This is a genomic window from Crocosphaera sp. Alani8, assembly GCF_038442745.1.
GTDB lineage: Bacteria > Cyanobacteriota > Cyanobacteriia > Cyanobacteriales > Microcystaceae > Crocosphaera.
Map to the genome: position 1 here is coordinate 12,255 of NZ_JARVCN010000256.1, position 19,536 is coordinate 31,790.

At 41.2% G+C, this 19,536-nt stretch carries 9 protein-coding genes; 8 read left to right on the top strand and 1 reads right to left on the bottom strand.

The features are described from left to right. On the top strand, positions 1–2,207 hold a 2,207-nt coding region (locus P9B04_RS14805; RefSeq protein WP_342055758.1), incomplete at its 5' end, for an Ig-like domain-containing protein. Positions 2,208–2,365: 158 nt separating this feature from the next. Then, positions 2,366–5,527: an amino acid adenylation domain-containing protein gene (locus P9B04_RS14810; RefSeq protein ID WP_342055759.1), complete on the top strand. Its 3,162-nt coding sequence runs from the start codon at positions 2,366–2,368 to the stop codon at positions 5,525–5,527. 161 nt (positions 5,528–5,688) lie between these two features. On the opposite strand, the gene P9B04_RS14815 is transcribed toward P9B04_RS14810, so the two are convergent. Further along, on the bottom strand, positions 5,689–6,666 hold the full coding sequence (locus tag P9B04_RS14815; RefSeq protein WP_342055760.1) for a DUF3102 domain-containing protein: 978 nt from the start codon (positions 6,664–6,666) through the stop codon (positions 5,689–5,691). Between the two features lie 245 nt (positions 6,667–6,911). Between P9B04_RS14815 and P9B04_RS14820 the strand changes: the two genes are divergently transcribed. The 6 genes from P9B04_RS14820 to P9B04_RS14845 form a co-directional block, all read left to right on the top strand. Continuing rightward, positions 6,912–8,618, top strand: coding sequence for an ABC transporter ATP-binding protein/permease (locus P9B04_RS14820; protein WP_342055761.1), 1,707 nt, complete (start codon positions 6,912–6,914; stop codon positions 8,616–8,618). A 10-nt stretch (positions 8,619–8,628) separates the two neighbouring features. Further along, positions 8,629–10,317, top strand: a complete 1,689-nt coding sequence (locus P9B04_RS14825) for an ABC transporter ATP-binding protein/permease (RefSeq protein ID WP_342055762.1) — start codon at positions 8,629–8,631, stop codon at positions 10,315–10,317. 404 nt (positions 10,318–10,721) lie between these two features. Continuing rightward, positions 10,722–12,500: a hypothetical protein gene (locus P9B04_RS14830; RefSeq protein WP_342055763.1), complete on the top strand. Its 1,779-nt coding sequence runs from the start codon at positions 10,722–10,724 to the stop codon at positions 12,498–12,500. Positions 12,501–12,582: 82 nt separating this feature from the next. After that, entirely contained in the window at positions 12,583–14,445 is a 1,863-nt protein-coding gene (locus tag P9B04_RS14835) for a calcium-binding protein (protein WP_342055764.1), read from the top strand. Between the two features lie 1,904 nt (positions 14,446–16,349). Next, positions 16,350–16,982 carry a hypothetical protein gene (locus P9B04_RS14840; protein WP_342055765.1) on the top strand — a complete coding sequence of 211 codons (633 nt, stop codon included), beginning with the start codon at positions 16,350–16,352 and terminating at the stop codon, positions 16,980–16,982. 76 nt (positions 16,983–17,058) lie between these two features. After that, positions 17,059–19,536 (top strand): PPC domain-containing protein (locus tag P9B04_RS14845; RefSeq protein ID WP_342055766.1); only part of this gene is annotated, 2,478 nt, incomplete at its 3' end.

Consider the following 19,536-nt stretch of genomic DNA (forward strand, 5'->3'; position numbering starts at 1 on the left):
GCGATGGACAAGGGGGAACTGATAACGCCACCGCAACCATCACCATCGAAGGTGTAACAGAAAATACCCCACCAGTAGCAGTAGATGACACAGAAACAACCTCAGAAACTGCAGCAGTAGACGGAAACGTATTAGACAACGATAGCGATCCCAATGGAGATGATCTCACCGTCACCGAGGTAAACGGAGAAGCAGGGGATGTTGGCACTGAAATAACCCTAACATCAGGAGCATTACTAACCCTAAACAGCGATGGAAGCTACAACTACGACCCCAACGGAGTATTTGATAACCTAGAAGAAGGACAAAGCGACACCGATAGCTTTGAATACACCGTCAGCGATGGACAAGGGGGAACTGATAACGCCACCGCAACCATCACCATCGAAGGTGTAACAGAAAATACCCCACCAGTAGCAGTAGATGACACAGAAACAACCTCAGAAACTGCAGCAGTAGACGGAAACGTATTAGACAACGATAGCGATCCCAATGGAGATGATCTCACCGTCACCGAGGTAAACGGAGAAGCAGGGGATGTTGGCACTGAAATAACCCTAACATCAGGAGCATTACTAACCCTAAACAGCGATGGAAGCTACAACTACGACCCCAACGGAGTATTTGATAACCTAGAAGAAGGACAAAGCGACACCGATAGCTTTGAATACACCGTCAGCGATGGACAAGGGGGAACTGATAACGCCACCGCAACCATCACCATCGAAGGTGTGACAGAAAATACTCCCCCAGTAGCAGTAGATGACACAGAAACAACCTCAGAAACTGCAGCAGTAAATGGGGACGTATTAGAAAACGACACAGATGTAGATGAAGATGATCTCACCGTTACCGAGGTAAACGGAGAAGCAGGGGATGTTGGCACTGAAATAACCCTAGCATCAGGAGCATTACTAACCCTAAACAGCGATGGAAGCTACAACTACGACCCCAACGGAGTATTTGATAACCTAGAAGAAGGACAAAGCGACACCGATAGCTTTGAATACACCGTCAGCGATGGACAAGGGGGAACTGATAACGCCACCGCAACCATCACCATCGAAGGTGTGACAGAAAATACTCCCCCAGTAGCAGTAGATGACACAGAAACAACCTCAGAAACTGCAGCAGTAAATGGGGATGTATTAGAAAACGACACAGATGTAGATGAAGATGATCTCACCGTTACCGAGGTAAACGGAGAAGCAGGGGATGTTGGCACTGAAATAACCCTAGCATCAGGAGCATTACTAACCCTAAACAGCGATGGAAGCTACAACTACGACCCCAACGGAGTATTTGATAACCTAGAAGAAGGACAAAGCGACACCGATAGCTTTGAATACACCGTCAGCGATGGACAAGGGGGAACTGATAACGCCACCGCAACCATCACCATCGAAGGTGTTACCCCTGAAACCCCTCCAGTAGCTAATGACAATAGCTTCAACACCGAAGAAAATACGACGGTTACGGGTAATGTGTTAGATAATGACACCGATGCTAATAACGATCCTTTAACTGCTATTTTGGATGAAGAACCTAGCAATGGAACCCTCGAGTTCAATGAAGATGGATCTTTTTCCTACAGTCCCGATGAAGGATTTTTAGGAACTGATACTTTCACCTATCAAGCTAATGATGGAACCGAAGATTCTGAGATAGCTACTGTTAGTATAGAGGTTACTGAAGCTCCCTTTGTTGAAGAAATGGTCTCCTTTGGTTCGACAGGAGATGACACTCTTGATCCTGCAACCATACCAGATTTTAATGGCATTGATGATTTCCTTTTTGCAGGTGCAGGCAACGATCTCGTTGAGACAACCTCAGCAATAGGTGGTAACCGCATATATGGTCAATCTGGTAATGATACCTTCTTCTTAGGTGACGATAACCGCGCTTTTGGTGGTAACGGAGACGATATTTTTTATCTCGTCGGCGATCGCAATATCATTACAGGGGGTGCCGGATCAGATCAATTTTGGTTAGCGTTGGCTGAACTTCCCCTTGATGTTGATACCATCACCGACTTTGAATTAGATGTGGATACCATCGGGATCGGAGGTTTAGGACTGAGTTTTGACGATTTAACCCTTACTCAACAAGGTAGCAATACTTTAGTTAGCGGTAACGGCGATGAGTTAGGTTTATTGTTAAACGTTAATTCATCTCAACTAGATGAAAGTGACTTTATCTTCGGTTAAGGTCTAATTTTTTGTCTTGAAGGATAGGGGCAAAAAATAATTTGCTCTTATCCTATCTCTTTTTTATCAGTGAACAGTTACCAGTTATTAGTTACCACTTTTTCCTTATACAAACAAATTTTTATACTGCTATACTTAATTCTAAAGCCAAGATTTTCATGATGGATAAAAAAAAGAATATTGAAGATATTTATCCCCTTTCTCCTTTACAAGAAGGGATTTTATTTCACACTCTTCTAACACCCCATTCAGGAGTTTATCAACCCCAAATCTGTTTAACGTTAACAGGTTCTTTAAATATTCCCAAGTTTAAGCAAGCTTGGGAAACTATTATTATAAAACATCAACTGTTTCGTGTCTCTTTTCACTGGGAAAAGCGAGATCGTCCCTTTCAAGCGGTGTATCGTCGGGTTAATTTCCCTTGGGAGGAACTTGACTGGCGAGACATTTCCTTAGACAAACAAGAGTATAAGTTAGAAGAATTTTTAGAAATAGATCGAAAACAAAATTTTGATCTTAAAAATCCTCCCCAAATGCGTCTAAATCTGATTTACTCTACGGAAAATAGTTATTATTTGGTTTGGACACAACACCACTTGATCATAGATGGTTGGTCGTCAGGGTTGGTGATTAAAGAGGTTTTTCAGGAGTATTATGGCAAAATAGAGGTTAATTATACTCGTCCCTACGGTGACTATATTGGCTGGTTACAACAACAAGATCAAAACATATCTAAAGATTACTGGAAAGAGCAGTTAAAAGGCTTTATTACCCCCACAATTTGGGGTGTTGAACGAAACAGTATTGTAGAAAAAGATAGCCCACAAGCAGAACAAGAAATTATACTATCGTCCAATATTACTACTACTTTAAAATCTTTAACCCAACAACAAGAATTAACCTTAAACACCCTAATTAGAGGGGCTTTAGCATTATTATTAAGTTATTATAGCGGTGAAACAGATATTGTTTTTGGGGCAACTTGTTCGGGAAGATCAGCTACTTTAGAGGGCATTAATTCTATGGTAGGATTATTTATTAACACCTTACCAGTGCGTGTTAAAGTCTCCCCTAAACAAGATCTAATCCCTTGGTTAAAGCGGCTACAAACCCAACAAGGAGAAGCATCCCGCTACGAGCATGTTTCTTTACTGGAAATCCAAGAAAATAGCGATTTAGCTTCAGGTACATCCTTATTTGACACAATTTTAGTATTTGAAAATTATCCCGTCGATCCTTCTATCATTCAAGAAAGCGAATCATTAACCATCGATTCTGTTAAGTCTACGGAATGGACAAGTTTGCCTCTAACTATTTTAGTCGGAGGAACAAACCAATTATCTATTAAGATGAAATATCATTGCGATCGCTTTTCTGATCAGATGATCAATCGCTTATTAGGACATTTTAAAACTGTATTAAATAATATTATTAATAACCCTCAGCAACAACTGTGGGAAATTTCTTTACTAACAGACCATGAAAAACAGCTATTAATAAAAGACAATAGGGAAAAAGCAACAGAGAATGGTCATATTTGTATTCCTCAACTATTTGAACAACAAGTAGAAAAAAATCCTCAAAATATTGCAGTTACTTTTGAAAATAAAAAATTAACCTACGAAGAACTTAATAATAAAGCTAACCAACTTGCCCATTATTTAGGAAGTTTGGGGGTGAAACCAGAAACCTTAGTGGGTGTTTGTTCAAAACGCTCTTTAGGTATGGTAATTGCTATTTTAGCTATTCTTAAAGCAGGAGCAGCGTATGTTCCCATTGAATCCACTTATCCCCCACAACGCATTAATTATATCCTTCAAGATGCTCAACTTTCTATCCTATTAACGGATCAAGATTTCTCCGAGGTTCCTGTGAAAACTGTGGTTAATTTAAACACAGACAACCTAAAATTATCCCAATATCCTAATACAAACCCCACCCCCAAACTTACACCGAATCATAGTATTTATGCCATTTACACATCCGGTTCCACAGGAAACCCCAAAGGAGTCATCAATACCCATCGAGGTCTAATAAACCGTTTAAACTGGATGCAGAAAGCTTACCATTTGACCCCAGATGACCTCGTTTTACAAAAAACCCCTTATACTTTCGATGTGTCGGTGTGGGAATTTTTCTGGACACTATTAAATGGCGCGTGTTTAGTAATGTCCAAACCAGAAGGTCATCAAGATAGCGGTTATTTAGCTAGTTTAATTATTGAAGAAAATATTACCACAGTTCACTTTGTTCCATCAATGTTACAAGTGTTTCTCGAAGAAGAAAAAGCTTCTCAATGTAACTCCCTAAAACGGGTTATTTGTAGTGGGGAAGCTTTTTCTGTAGATCTCAAAAATCGCTTTTTTCAAACCTTTGACGCAACATTACACAACCTTTACGGACCAACTGAAGCGGCGATAGATGTTACGGCCTGGACTTGTCAAGCAGATGATTTATCTGTCCCCATCGGTAAACCCATTGATAATATACAAGCTTATGTTTTCAACCCTCAATTGCAACTATTGCCTATGGGAGTCGCAGGGGAGTTATATTTAGGGGGAGAAGGGTTAGCTAGAGGTTACTTAAATAGACCGGATTTAACAGCAGAAAGTTTTGTTCCGAACCCTTTTGATGCAGGAGAAAGGTTATACAAAACGGGGGATCTGGTGAGATTAGGGGAAGATGGTAATATTGAATACTTAGGTAGAATAGATAATCAAGTAAAAATTCGCGGGGTTCGCTTAGAGTTGGGGGAAATCGAAACTACTTTGAACCAACATCCCGATATCATCGCTTGTGTCGTTCTAGCTAAAGAATTTGCGGAAGGCGATCGCAGATTAATCGCTTATATTCAAACAGAACAAACAGAAGACATTTCCGGGGAGTTACGGCAATTTTTAAGCGAAAGATTACCTAATTACGGCATTCCTAGTGTTTTTATCAGGTTAGATAGTTTTCCTTTAACAAGCAATGGTAAGTTAGACCGCAAGAGTTTACTCTCCTTGAATTATTCTAGTACCAGGGAAATTATTGCACCTCGTAACGAAACAGAAGAGGCGATCGCAGAAATTTGGCGAGAAATTCTAAAAATCGACAATTTAAGCGTTGAGGATAACTTTTTTGAGTTAGGGGGAAATTCTTTGATAGCGACTCGTGTTAATTCTCGTTTACGCCAAACGTTTTCCCTAGATTTGCCGCTACGAACTCTATTTGAAAAGCCGACTATAGGGACTTTAGCAGAAAGAATTAAGGTTATCCAACTGTCTGTTCAACCCCGAGATATTGACTCCAGCAAACCACGAAAAGAAATAGAAATTTGAACGAATCTATAGCGTTTCTCACACTCATGAGGTACACCCAATATTTAGGTTATAACTCCTGACTCCTGTGCGATAGCGCCGGAACGGAGTGAGGAACTCCTGACTCCTAAAACTAGAAAAATTTGTACCTCACAAGTATGGGAGCTGCTATAACTTCTAGCTTACGCTTCAATGCTTAACTGCGCTCTCTCTATGGCTAACTGACACCTTTGAGGGTTGGGATCTCCTGCAAAAATTCTACGGTTAAGTTGATGAGCGATCGCTAGAATATCGGGGTTAGGTAACCAGGGAAAAACAACATTATCTCCAGGTTCGCTAAACATATTGATTAATTGGATTATCAGAGTAGATTCACCCTCAGATTCGGGAAAAATCAGCACTGATTTCGCTTTTTCGACTAACCAGTCGTGATCCCAGTCTTCGGCCGTAATAGCGATAGCTAAGGGTGAATAAGGAATGCGATCAACGAATTCAGAAGAGGCTGTATCACCGCAAAAGAGGTAATGTTGATGCTCCAAACAGTGCCATCCTTCTTGAATAGTCTCAATTGTGATTATACTTGATGGTAACTCTTCTATGGTAGAGGGAATAGTTTTTTCTCCATTTTGAGAGGTTGGAGATGTTTCTTTGGGAATAATATTAACGATTTCAGGCTTAATAGAGGTTGATTTATTTTGATTTTCAGATGAGTTTGTGTTATTTTGAGATTTTTCTTTTTGAATAACTTCTGATAGTTGTTTATGGGTAATAGTATGGCCTTCGTGGGCTTTTTGTAAAAACTCTTCCCGTACTCGTTTTGGTGTAGAAGGAGCTGCTAATAAATAAAGAGCTGAGGTAGCTATATCAACCTGTGCAAGATTTGCACGTTCCCCGAAAGTTTGATATACACTAATAAAATTATAGGCGGTACGACGACTCCAGCCGAATTCGATTTTTAACCAACTATCGAATTGACCGTATCTCAAGCGATCGCGCACATCAGCTAGTTTCTGCCCAATTTCCCAAATGTCCTGGGCCGAGCGATGCAAACAGTCTCTTATTTCTCGTGTCAACCGTTGAATTGTCTGTCCCTGTTCTCTCTCTAACGCTTCGTAATCAAAGCTTGGTATTGGTTCGAGAAAACTCTCTGATTCATTCATATCCCAATTTGTTTAACCCCAGAAAATATATAGGCTATACTGTAATACTAGTATATCCTTTTTTTCCTTAAGGATAACTGGTAATTCAAATGAACACTGACTATTAATAATGCTAATTGAAAAAAATTCTCAACTCTTTCTGAAAATAGATAAATTCAAACTAATTTGGGTAGCTTCTGGTCACAGTTGGCTATTTGTTTTTTTACTGTCAGCCTATAAATTTTAATTTAATATACTCACAGATTATGTTTGATAACAATCAATCTTTGATACAGAGAATAAAAACATTAGCTGGACAAATAGTAAAGCAAAGTTACTTTGTGGCTTACCCATACTGGTTTTCTTCTGAAAAGTGGGGAGCAAGAGGGTTGTTGTGTCTCGTATTATTATTATCATTTGGCAGTAGCACTTTTGTTGTTTTAGAAAGTTTACAGAGGGGTGAATTTATTTCTGCTCTTGTATCAGGAAGCGAAGAGCGTTTTATAAGGTCAGTTTTGATATTTTTAGGCTTAATTATTATCGGATTTCCTACCCTAGCTTTTAATAAGTATGTGCAAAATAAGTTAAGTCTTTATTGGCGCAGGTGGTTGACAAATTACTTTTTATCTCAGTATTTTAGTCAGAATAAATTTTATCATTTAAGTTTAGACAAACAGCTGGATAATCCTGATCAGCGTATTAGTGAAGATATTAAGGTTTTTACGGAACAATCCCTTTATTTTTTCACAACATTTCTAGATTCAACTTTACAGTTATTAGGTTTTACTGCTGTTCTTTGGTCTATATCCAAAACATTAATGTTTTTCTTATTAATTTACGCTGTTTTTGGAACCATTTTTGTTATTGTTGTTTTTGGGCGTGTTTTAACTCGTATTAACGCCGAGCAACTTAAACGAGAAGCAAACTTTCGCTTTGGCTTGGTAAGAATTAGAGAAAATGCTGAATCTATTGCTTTTTATGGAGGCAATATACCAGAAAAGAGAGAATCTAGATGGCAATTTTTACAAGTTTTTCAAAATTTTAATCGTTTATTACGCTGGCAGCTCAATCTGTATCTTTTTCAAAATAGTTATCAATATATAACCTTTGTTCTTTCCTTTATTATATTAGCTCCACGTCTTTTTTCAGGAGAACTCGAAATAGGATCAGTAACTCAATCACAAGCTGCTTTTGAACGTATCGGTTTTTTATTAGGTTTAGTAATTAATCAAGTTGATAAACTAAGTGTTTTTGCCGCCAGCATTAATCGTTTAGCTAATTTACAAAAGTGGTCAAATTCTAGTGATGATTCTGATCTTCCCAACATAAATTTTCGAGAAAGCGAAGGGTTAAACCTAAGGAAAGTAACCTTGTTTACCCCTAATTATGAGACAACTTTAATCGAGGAACTTTCTGTCAATGTAAGTCAAGGCCAATCATTACTAATTATTGGAAATAGTGGTGTCGGGAAGAGTTCTTTGCTACGCTTTATGGCAGGATTGTGGAATACTGGCAAAGGGGAAATCTATAAGCCGAAAAGGGAAAAAATGCTTTTCTTTCCCCAACGTCCTTATTTACCAAGTGGGTCTTTACGTCATCAACTATTCTATCCCCATTCTATCAAAAATATACCCGATGAAAAGTTGCAAGAAATTCTCAATTTTGTTAATTTACAAAACTTAATTAATAGAGTTGATTCTTTTGATTCTCCTCTAAATTGGACAGAAATATTGTCCCCGGGAGAGCAACAACGGTTAGCTTTTGCAAGGCTGTGGCTAATTAATCCAAAATATGTCATCTTAGATGAAGCAACTAGCGCACTGGATGAAACCAATGAGGCTTATTTATACGAGCAACTAACAAAATTATCTTTAACCTTTGTTAGTGTAGGTCATCGTGAAACTTTGTTCAAGTATCACAATCAAGTGTTAGAAATCTGTGGAGAAAAGCAATGGCGTTTGGTAGATATTTAGATTAAAAAATATGACAACTACTCTGGAAAACTGGAATTTACAATGGTGGGAGAAATTTTGGAAAATTGCCAAACCTTATTGGGTTTCTGAAGAAAAAGGTGGAGCGATAACTTTATTATTTCTGCTACTATTACTTTCATTTTTCGGAGCAATTTTATTACTTTTATTCACTATTTTTCTAGGAGAAGTAACATCCTCTTTGGCCAGTGGCGAACAAGAAAGATTTACCCAATCTATAGCTATCTTCATTGGTATTATTGTTATTGGTGTACCTTTATTATCTACTAAAAGTTTTGTTCAAGGAAAACTAAGCTTGTATTGGCGACGTTGGTTAACTTTTAATATTTTAGATCGATATTTAGAAGAGCAGGATTATTATAGATTAACTTTCTATCCTAATATAGACAATCCCGATCAACGTATTTCAGAGGACATCAAAACCTTCACCCAACAATCCCTTAATTTCCTGGTAATTATGTTTGATTCTATTCTTCAGTTATTGGGATTTATTGGGGTTTTGTGGTCTATTTCACCAATTCTAATGAGCTTTTTAGTTATTTATGCCGTTGGGGGAACTATCGTTACAGTAATTGTATTCGGACGTATTTTAGTTGGCATTAATTTTGAGCAACTGAAACGGGAAGCAGACTTTCGCTTTGGATTAGTGAGAGTGAGAGAAAATGCGGAAGCTATTGCTTTTTATCAAGGACAAGACCAAGAATCAGAGCAAATTACACAGCAATTTCTCAAAGTTTTCCAAAACTTTAACTATCTAATTCGTTGGCAACTGAATTTAAACTTATTTCAAAACGGTTATCAGTATATAACCTTCCTATTACCTGGTTTATTACTTGCACCACGTATTTTATCAGGAGAGTTAGAAATAGGTGAGTTTAGTAAAGCGGCCACAGCATTTAGAAGTATTTTGATTGCTTTAACTTTGATTGTGACTCAGTTTGAACAGCTAAGTGCTTTGGGTTCCGGTATTCAAAGGATAGGTACTTTATTGTATTTTTTTGAGCAATCTTCTGATTCACTTTTCGGAGATAAAGAAAAAATAATAACCCAAGAATCATCCAATCTAACTATTGAAAAATTAACCCTATATACCCCTGACTATCAACAGAAATTAGTGGAAAACTTATCTCTGAGTTTACAAACTGGTGAAAGTTTATTAGTAATGGGAGAAAGTGGTGTGGGAAAAAGTTCACTATTGAGAGTATTAGCAGGACTATGGTTATCAGGAAAAGGAACCATTAAACGTCCCCAAAAACAACAATTATTATTTCTCCCTCAACGTCCCTATATGCCCATTGGATCTTTACGGACTCAAATGGTTTACCCTGATATTGATAATAAAATTACCGATCAGGAATTGATTGATTTATTAGAACAGGTAAATTTAGGTGATCTCTACAAAAAATTTGATGGTTTAGAAGCAAGAGAAGATTGGAATAAAGTGTTATCTCTTGGAGAACAACAACGTCTAGCATTCGCTCGTTTATTCGCTATCAAACCCAACTATTGTATGTTAGATGAAGCTACCAGTGCTTTAGATAGTGATAACGAACAGAGACTTTACCAAGAATTGCAAAATACATCAACTACTTTCATCAGCGTTGGTCATCGTTCTAGTTTATTGAAATATCATCAAAAGGTTCTGTCGATTCAGAAAAACGGTACATGGGATCTTAGCTAAAAACTTAATTCGATATTCAATTGTCAGTTAAATTTGTGTCTCACTATCTTATCTATCAAAAAAAGATATCAACTAGTTTTTATACCTGCTATGGTCTCTAATCGCTGAAAAAATAGGTTAACTGGTGTTTATCCCTGCTATTTTCTCTTAATTCTGCCCTTTATAAATTTTGTTACGACTCGATAAGTGATAAAGATAAGCTTTTAGAAAAAAAATAGCTGAAAAAATATGTCGATTCGTGTTAAGACCTGCTATAATCTCGGAAGTCTGAGCTTTGTAAATTTTGTTACGACTCAGGGATAACCGTAAAAGCTTAACAAAACAAAACAAAAAAGGTAAAAAAGGCAATCGCATCTAATCCGATGCGATCGTTATAGTAAAAACTTAGGTGAGGAATAGCAATCATGGCTGACATACTCGAATCGGTACTTGGGGATTTTTCAGATGACCCCAACTCCCCTGAGAGTTTAGTGCTGGAAGAGGGTGCAAATACCCTCGAAGCAAGTAGTGCTGGTGGTGACCAAGAATACGTAACCGTCACAGTACCCGAAGGTTTCCAACTGGACTCCATTGAGCTTGAGTCCTTGTCTTCTGGAGGAGATTTAGCGTTCATCGCGGTGCAAGAAGGGACAGTCTTCACCGAACCCTTAGATAACACCGCTGACACAAGTGAACTGCTTGGTTACTTCCTTTTCAACGCAGGTTCCGTAGGTAGCGATATCCTAGGTAACATCGGCAACGGTGCTGGCGCGATCGGTTTTACTGGACCACTGCCTAGCGGAGACTACACATTTGCTCTGCAGCAACTCGATGGCCCTAGTGAGTACGAACTGATATTTAATACATCTGCAGTGGGAGTCGGTTTACCGAGCGTTTCCATTACCACCACAACCCCCGTTGTGACCGAAGATGGACAACCACCAGAATTTGATCTAGTATTCACCGTTGATGGCCCGATTCCTGACGATGGGCAAGGAGTAGTCGTTACCCTTGGTGGTGATTTGCTTGAACTATTTGGTAACCAAGACCTTCTAGATCCAGGGTTTGGCCTTGTAACTGATCCGGCAGATGGAATTGTTCCCATTGAAAATAGAGGCTCAGAAGTTGACTTCGGTTTAACTGCTGAAACAGTTAGTGTTACATTAGCTCTGTTTGATGACATTATCCAAGAAGAACCATTAACCCTAGAGTTCGAGGTGTTAGAGGGAGACGGTTACGATGTCGATCAAGCCGTTGCCAGCATTACCATTGAAGATGGAGACATTCCAGACCAAAGCACTGTCCCTGAAGTTAGTCTCTCTGTCAGCGACACTGACTTAATGGAAGGAGACGAATTAACCGTCTTCTTCAACGTGGAGGAGAGCAACGGTGCTATTCCTGAAGATGGACTTCAGGTATTTGTATCTAGCGGACCCACTGACATAGGAGAGTTCGTCATCTTTGGTGAGGGTGGAATTGACCCAGACACAGATTTAGTCGGTATCGATGAGTTCCCCCTTCAAGGAGATGATCGTGGTGGCTTCTTCGTGACATTAGTAGAACCTCAAGCCTCTATTACCCTTTCTGTGTTTGACGATGGACCCACCGAAGGACCAGAAGACCTCACCTTCGAGTTACAAGATGGTGAACAATACGAAGTCGATCCGGACGGAGAGGAAGTAATCCTAACCATCGACGATGGTGGCGCAGGTGCAGGGGTAGTCTTTAACCTCGAGGGTGGAACCACCAGCATCTACATAGACACCGATCTATTAGAAGAAGCAACTGGGTTGACCATACCAGAAATCGTTAGCGAAGGTACTCCAGCAGATCGTCCTGGTTTCTTACCTCCTTTTCAAGTCGGTTTTCCCATCGTAGAAGCTACAGACTTTAGCTTTGCACCAGTTCCCTTTACCCCACTGGGTGGAACCATCGAACACGAGGGAACCCTAACCCTAACACTAGGAAACCTGGGACAAATCCCAGTCGGAGACTTCTCCATCGGTTTTGATCCCGACCGTGTATCGGACATAAACAGTGGTTTCTTCGTAGCGGACACCTTAGAAGATCCTCTAAATTTAGAAATACTGTTCGATTTAGGTATTCCCCAAAATGCTGTTGTATCTGGTTCAGAAGTTGATCTAGGAGATTTTGACTTATTACTAGCACCGGAATTAGCTGGAGCTTTAACCCTACGAAGTTGACCCCGACGCACAAGACGTTACCTTAAACATCGACGATGGTGCGCTGTTCCCAACAGTTTCTATCAGTACCACAACCCCAGAGTTGACTGAAGATGAGCAACCCAACCTAGAAATCACATTAACTGTCGATGGCCCGATTCCTGACGACGAGCAAGGGGTAGTAGTCACCATTGGTGGTGATGGGGTTGAAAAACTGTTTGTCCCAAGACTTCTTGACGAAGCAACTCCCCCAGTTTTCGACCCAGCAGATGGCGTAGTTGCCATTGGTTTTACAGGAACAGAAGTGATTCTTGGTCTTCTAGTACCAGAAGTTACAGTTACAGCAGGTCTTTTTGATGACCTAGTCGAAGAAGAACGGGATGTTTTAAACTTCGAGATATTACCAGGTGATGGTTACCTAATTGGTGAAGAATCTGTCAGTATTGGCATTGAAGATGGAGATAGTGCCACCCCAGGGGAAGGGCCAACCGTAAGCCTCTCAGTGACCGAAAGCGAATTAATGGAAGGTGAAGAATTCACAGTCAACATTACAGTGGATGAAAGCACTGGAGCCATTCCAGATGGTGGTCTAGAACTGTTCATTGATAGTGGACCAACTGACATAGGAGAGTTTATCATCTTTGGTGAGGATGGAATTGACCCAGACACAGATTTAGTGGGTATCGATGACTTCCCCCTTCAAGGAGATCGTAATGGTGGCTTCTTCGTGACTGTAGTAGAACCAGAAGCGTCTATTACCCTCACAGTCTTTGACGATGGACCCAATGAAGGTTCAGAAACCTTAGAATTTAGTCTAGCTGATGGGGAAATCTACGAAGTTGTGCCTGATGCACAAGATGTTAGCTTAACCATCAAAGATGGTCGAGAAGACGCAAAATATAACCTCGAATCTGGTGTTACCAGCGTCTATTTAGACTTTGAGCTATTGGAAGAAGTAGCAGGACTCACCTTAGTCGATGCTGATAGTGACGCTACTCCAGAAAGTCGTCCAGGTTTCTTACCTCCATTCCAAGTTGGATTTGAGATCACCGAAGACACAGACTTCATGTTCAAACCAGTCGGATTTATGCCTGTGGGTGGAACCATAGAACACGACGGTACCATCACTTTAGGATTAGGTGATGCAGAAGTTACTGTTGGGGAATTCTCCATCGGTTTCGATGAAAGTCGTGTCTCAGACACAGCTAGCGGCTTCTTTGTCGCGGACACTTTGGAGGATGGTCTCGGGTTAGAGATACTCTTCGATTTGGGCGAACCAGCAACTGCGGCTGTATCCGGAATAGATGGAGACGACCTAAATTTAGGAGACGCAGACCTATTATTAGCACCAGAATTAGCTGAAGCTTTAGGTTTACCCGACTTAGCAGGAGCGGATGTAGGTGATGCTCGTGTAGATGGTGTTGTTTCTGTTGCGGAGGAAGTAGAACCTCCAGCACCGGAACTTCCTGTGTTTGGTACTCTTGACGGAGACACTATCGAGGTACTAGGCAGTGACGAGCTAGTATTCGGTGGAGCAGAAAACGATGTCATCGATACAGTGGCCGGAACCGGTGGTAACCGTGTCTATGGACAATCGGGAGACGATACCTTCATCCTAGGTAGCCATGACCGCGCTTTAGGAGGAGCAGGAGACGATCGCTTCTTCTTCTTAGGAGGCGAAAGTACCGCTACTGGTGGTGCCGGTGAAGAGCAGTTCTGGATTGCTGTGGGTGAAGTTCCCGAAGCGGCCAACGTAGTCACGGACTTTACCAGTGGAGAGGACGTTCTAGGTATAGCTGGTTTCGGTGAAGATTTTGGGTTTGATGATTTAACTATTACCCAAGAAGATGCCGATGCTTTGATCTCCATAGGAGGAGACGAGTTAGCTAAATTACTAGGCGTTGATGCTAGTAGTTTGACTGATGCTGACTTTGCTTTTGCTCCTGGTGGTGTTGAATTTGCATAAATAGAGGACAGGGAATAAACAATTATTTCCTGTTTTTCTTCACCTAATTTTTAGCCCCTGCTTTTGAAAGGGCAGGGGTTTAATATACCTCTTGCAAAAGTGCTTCTGGCAGACTGCCACAGGAATCACCTAGACTGTATCAAGGAAAGGAGTAAGTCTACCATGAATGACCCTGTAATTATCGTGATAACTATTGCCCTGTCCATTTTCTCTGGAGTTGGAACCATTCTCTGGTTTTTAAAGACGGTTGAACATGGATCCATTAGTTTCGATTTTAAGACTTTAGGAATTCACTTAGAGATTAACAAAGGACATAGAAATTCCAATGAACCACCATAGTTTCTAGAATCATCACCTATCCATAGTAGCTCTCCCAAAAACTTCAGACAAATTGCCGAACTCACTCTCTGAATTTTCCCAATCAATTTGAATTTACCCCCGCAAAAAACGACAAAAGCCTTATCCGAAGGTCGTTGTGGATATTTTTGTGCTACCCGTTATTGTGTACAATATCTCTGAAGGTTATGTAAATTGGGTTTGAACAAACTGCACCTATGTTAAGTAGACAGTACAGTAATTGCTACAATCTTGTCAATATATATCTTTTGTGTCTATACATGGACACAAAAGATATATAGCCCAAAAGCCTTTATAGATAGGGTTTGTCCCTAAAAATAGTATGTGTATATGGGTGGAGTTCAGTTACAAAAAAAAGTGGCTGAAAAAATATGTCAATTAGTGTTGGCTACTGCTTGCGATAGTCCCAAAAGTCTGAGCTTTGTAAATTTTGTCACGACTCAGTGATAACCATTCCTTCTTGTAGTAGATGAAAATGGGAATCCATCAACTTCAAGTCCACAAAACCTTGATCATAGCAATAATAGTGCCGTCGGGGTCATATTGGCGATCGCCGTCTTAATTGGAGCGATCCGCTTGCGGATCTGGCCGAGCCAGCGCGCTAAATTGGTCGAAGTCATTATTAGTAATCACAACAAGGACAAATAGTTAATACTTTCCCTGATTAGACATCTCCAATAAATAAGATTTGACCCTGATGATAATTTCTGGAGATGTCTATTAGGGGTTTGTTGGCAAGGTTTATAGCAATTTTCTTATGCATAGATTACAAATTCAGAGAAAAATAGTCCCCACACTTCCCACCCCTCCCTGTTACTGAGCGAAGTCGAAGTAAACCGAGATTTTGATACACCCAATTGAAAACTGCTATTAGAGGAAGTTCCTTTATGTGTAGACTCCATGCAAATTTTGCACGCTAAAATCTTGATGATAGCGATTTTTAATTGAATAGAGCAACCTAAAATTTAACTTACTCATATCTTGCACCAGTATAGAAAAATTTAAATTAGTCAGCAGTTCCTTACTCCGTTCCGGCGCTATCGCACAGCGTTCAGCATTCGTTTAATTTTACTCACAGTAGATGATAGGGATTGATATGTTTCGGCTGATGGCTGATAGCTGAACGCTTACAAACTGCCGTAGAAAAATATAAATAAAATCTTAAGAAATCTTTCCCAAAAAAACAATCTGTGTTATCGTCCCATGAAGGTAAAATTATTGAAATTTATTTTCAATAATTAGAGGTTAGCCTTGCCTTCTCTGAAGTCCTACTGGTGTTTTTTTCATCAACAGCTTCTTTCTCAAAACTAAACCTAAAATCAAACTGCTGAAGTTACTGCTAACTCTCTGATTAAGACCCCTTGATTAGTTACAAAATCCCTCTAATTGTGTTGCGGATAACTCAGCCAGCACTGATTGATAATTAGCAATTATTAAATTTGTTTTGAGAATATTTAGCATAACTGTTGTAGAAGAGAATCCAGGGGATTTAAGAGTGGCAAGCGTTAACCTCCAATGCACCTATAAAATAATAATCCGCGATTCCCATGGCCACAATTTTTCTCGATGCATTAGCCGCTACATATAGCGCGGCAGACACAATCCTCGCTCCCGAAGTGGTTGAATCTTTGGGAGGTCAACTTGGTGTTTCTATCCTAGTTTTTAGTCTACAAACAGAGGGGGAAATACCAGAGGAGGGAGTAGAAGTCGTCGTTAATAGCGATATTCCTTTAACAGACTATTTTAGTAACCTTGGTCGTTTACCCTTTACTGTTGGTGGCGAAGTATTAGAAGCCATTTACGACAGTGATGGCGTTGCGACTGGCTTCCGTATGCGTATCGATTCCCCTAACGCATTGGTTAGCTTACCCTTAGAAGACAAAGAAGAAGTCGAAACCGACGGACCCGAAACAGGAACATTTACCCTCGAAGTTTCAGGCGTTGACGATATTGGTCCCGATGCTGGTTCTGTAACAGTCACCTTTTACGATAGCTTAGACACAGTTCCCCCTGCACCAGATCCCGAACCCGAAGTTAGCCTCACCATTAGCGAAACGGCACTGGTGGAATCCGAAGGCAATACCACAACCTTAACCTTCAACGTAGAAGGAGATGTTCCCGAGGGCGGTATTTTATACCAAATCCGCTTTATATACCCCCTTTTAAAATTTACAGCCTAAAAGCTGAAAACCCTTCTGCCTCCTGCCCCCTGCCTCCTGCCTCTTCTAGAAGATAAGATGGGTTTTAGAACCGGATTTGGTATTAGTTTACGTCAACAGCACCAGTGGTAATCGAGGAGACTTAGGGGAATTTGACGTTTTCAACGCCGAAATCTCTGGAGGGGCTGTACCCTTTGCTAACTTTATCGCCAGTGGTTTCTACTTCAAAATCTTAGAAGATGGAGCTTCCATCACCCTAGCAGCCTTCGATGAAACCAGCAATCCTGACATCGAGGACGGTATTGTCGAAGGAATTCAGTCTTTCACCTTCGAGTTAGTTGATAGTCCTGGTTATTCCGTTGATCCTGAGGAAGACTCAATCAGTTTAACCATTGCCGACACCCCAGAGTCTCAAATTCAGGTATCTTATTCCGTTGAACCCAGTGTTCTAATTGAGTCAGAAGAAACTGTTAGTGTTCATAACTTTACCCTAAGTACAGCCCCACCAGAATCTGGATTAACCGTAACAGTTACAGCAGAAGGGTTTGAAGAATTTGACCCTACAGAAATTCAAACGACTGGCATTTCTGGAGACATCGAAGTTCTAGAAAGCTTACCGGTTCAGTTGCGTTTTACCATTACCGATATCAACGCCACTATCGAGTTACCCATTGCTAACGATGGTGTAGAAGAAGACATAGAAACTTTTGCTTTCACCCTACAACCAGGAGACGGTTACCAAGTCGATCCCGAAGCAGATGGAGGGACATTTACCGTAGTAGATACCCTCGAGCAAGTTCCCCCGGAACCAGCAGGAGATAACGAACCCAACGATATTATCTCCCTCGCTATCCCCACCGGTTTAAGCGAAACTAACCCCGAACTCTCCATCACTGGAGACATCGAATACAACAATAGCAATCGTTACGATCTAGAAACAGGAAGACTCTACATCGACTTTACCGAAGACGTAGATATGTATTCCGTAGATTTAGAAGCAGGGGACGTGCTGCGGTTGGATATCGATGCTCGTGCCATATTCGACAGTTCAGAATCCCCCGATACAATTTTGCGCCTGTTCGATGTGGATGGCACCCAACTTGCCCAAAGCGATGACGATTTCGCTCCCAATGAGTTGTTTGGGGATGGTCGTCAAGACTCCTATTTAGAGTTCACTGCAGAAACAGCCGGTACTTACTACGTGGGTGTTAGTAGCTTTGGCAATGGGGAATTCGGCTTTGAGAATGACCCCTACGATCCCAACGTACCAGGAAGCGGTACCGGTCGTAGCGATGGGACGTATATCCTCAATCTGACCTTAAACGAGCCTTTTGTGGGCGATCCCACTGAAATTCCCGAAGAAAACGGCGAAGGTCCCACCGTATCCTTATCTGGTACCCCGGCAACCTACGCCAGCAACGACAGTCTCATCGCTAACGCCCTCGTTCAGTTTACCCCTGATGGCAGTGCCTCAATTTTGACCTTGGGTTTAGAGGTTGACGGATTAATTCCCGAAGAAGGAGTGGAGGTTTATATTAACAGTGATATCGACCTCTCCACCGTCTTCAGCACCCGTTCACCCTTCAGTCCAGGAGGTGCGGAAGTATTGGGAGCAGTGTTTGACGATGCAGGGGTTCCCACTGGATTTATCGTCAATCTCACCAGCAACAGCAGTATCCTCAACCTCAACCTAGCAGATCCCGAAGAAGCTCCCACCGACGGGGAAGAAACGGTCACTTTTACCTTAGAAGAGGCTGCTGGTTATGTAGTTGATGAAGGTAGCTTCTCCACGGTAATCTACGACACCATAGAGGATGTACCCCCATTCCCAACCGTACCCACCGTCGCTATTGCTGTAGACGAAACCGCCCTAGTGGAATCCGAAGGCAACCTCACTACCCTCACCTTTACCCTAGATGCTCCCCCCCCACCAGAAGGTGTGGTGGTTAACGTCAACGGTTTTCAGATTATCGATGGGGAAGAAGAGGCAGTTCGGGGTATCTTGGGTGAATTCGATGTCTTTAACGCCGAAATCACAGGAGGAACTTTCCCTGCACCTAACTTCCGCGCTAACGGCTTTTTCTTCGGCATTACCGAGCAAGTAGCAACCATTACCCTCGCAGCCTTCGACGAAACCAGTAACCCCGATATCCCTTCAGAGGATGCCCTAGAGGGAATCGAAGAGTTTGTCTTCACCTTGCAACCCGGGGTGGGTTATGCAGTTGCCCCTGAAGAGGATTCTGTAACCGTAACCATTGCTGATAACCCCGATTCTGTGGTCATTGATCCAGATCCTGATCCTGATCCAGATCCAGATCCTGATCCTGATCCCGAAGAACCTACCATTGACCTCAGTGAAGGCAATAACACCATCGCCGATGCTATTATTACCGGTTTAAGTGCTACTAATCCCACCATCACCGTTGAGGGAACCATCGATAGCGATCGCGCCACGAGAAACCTGGTAGATGCCTCTGAAGACGTTGATATGTACGCCTTCGAGTTGAAAGCAGGAGAAACACGGGAGCGACGCAAAAATGTCGCATCGACTAAATCTAGTCCAGGCAAGGGCTTG

Bases quoted from the DNA above. Each gene is read 5' to 3' on its own strand.
- P9B04_RS14810 (WP_342055759.1), top strand. From the start codon at position 2,366: ATGATGGATAAAAAAAAGAATATTGAAGATATTTATCCCCTTTCTCCT.
- P9B04_RS14815 (WP_342055760.1), bottom strand. From the start codon at position 6,666: ATGAATGAATCAGAGAGTTTTCTCGAACCAATACCAAGCTTTGATTAC.
- P9B04_RS14820 (WP_342055761.1), top strand. From the start codon at position 6,912: ATGTTTGATAACAATCAATCTTTGATACAGAGAATAAAAACATTAGCT.
- P9B04_RS14825 (WP_342055762.1), top strand. From the start codon at position 8,629: ATGACAACTACTCTGGAAAACTGGAATTTACAATGGTGGGAGAAATTT.
- P9B04_RS14830 (WP_342055763.1), top strand. From the start codon at position 10,722: ATGGCTGACATACTCGAATCGGTACTTGGGGATTTTTCAGATGACCCC.
- P9B04_RS14840 (WP_342055765.1), top strand. From the start codon at position 16,350: ATGGCCACAATTTTTCTCGATGCATTAGCCGCTACATATAGCGCGGCA.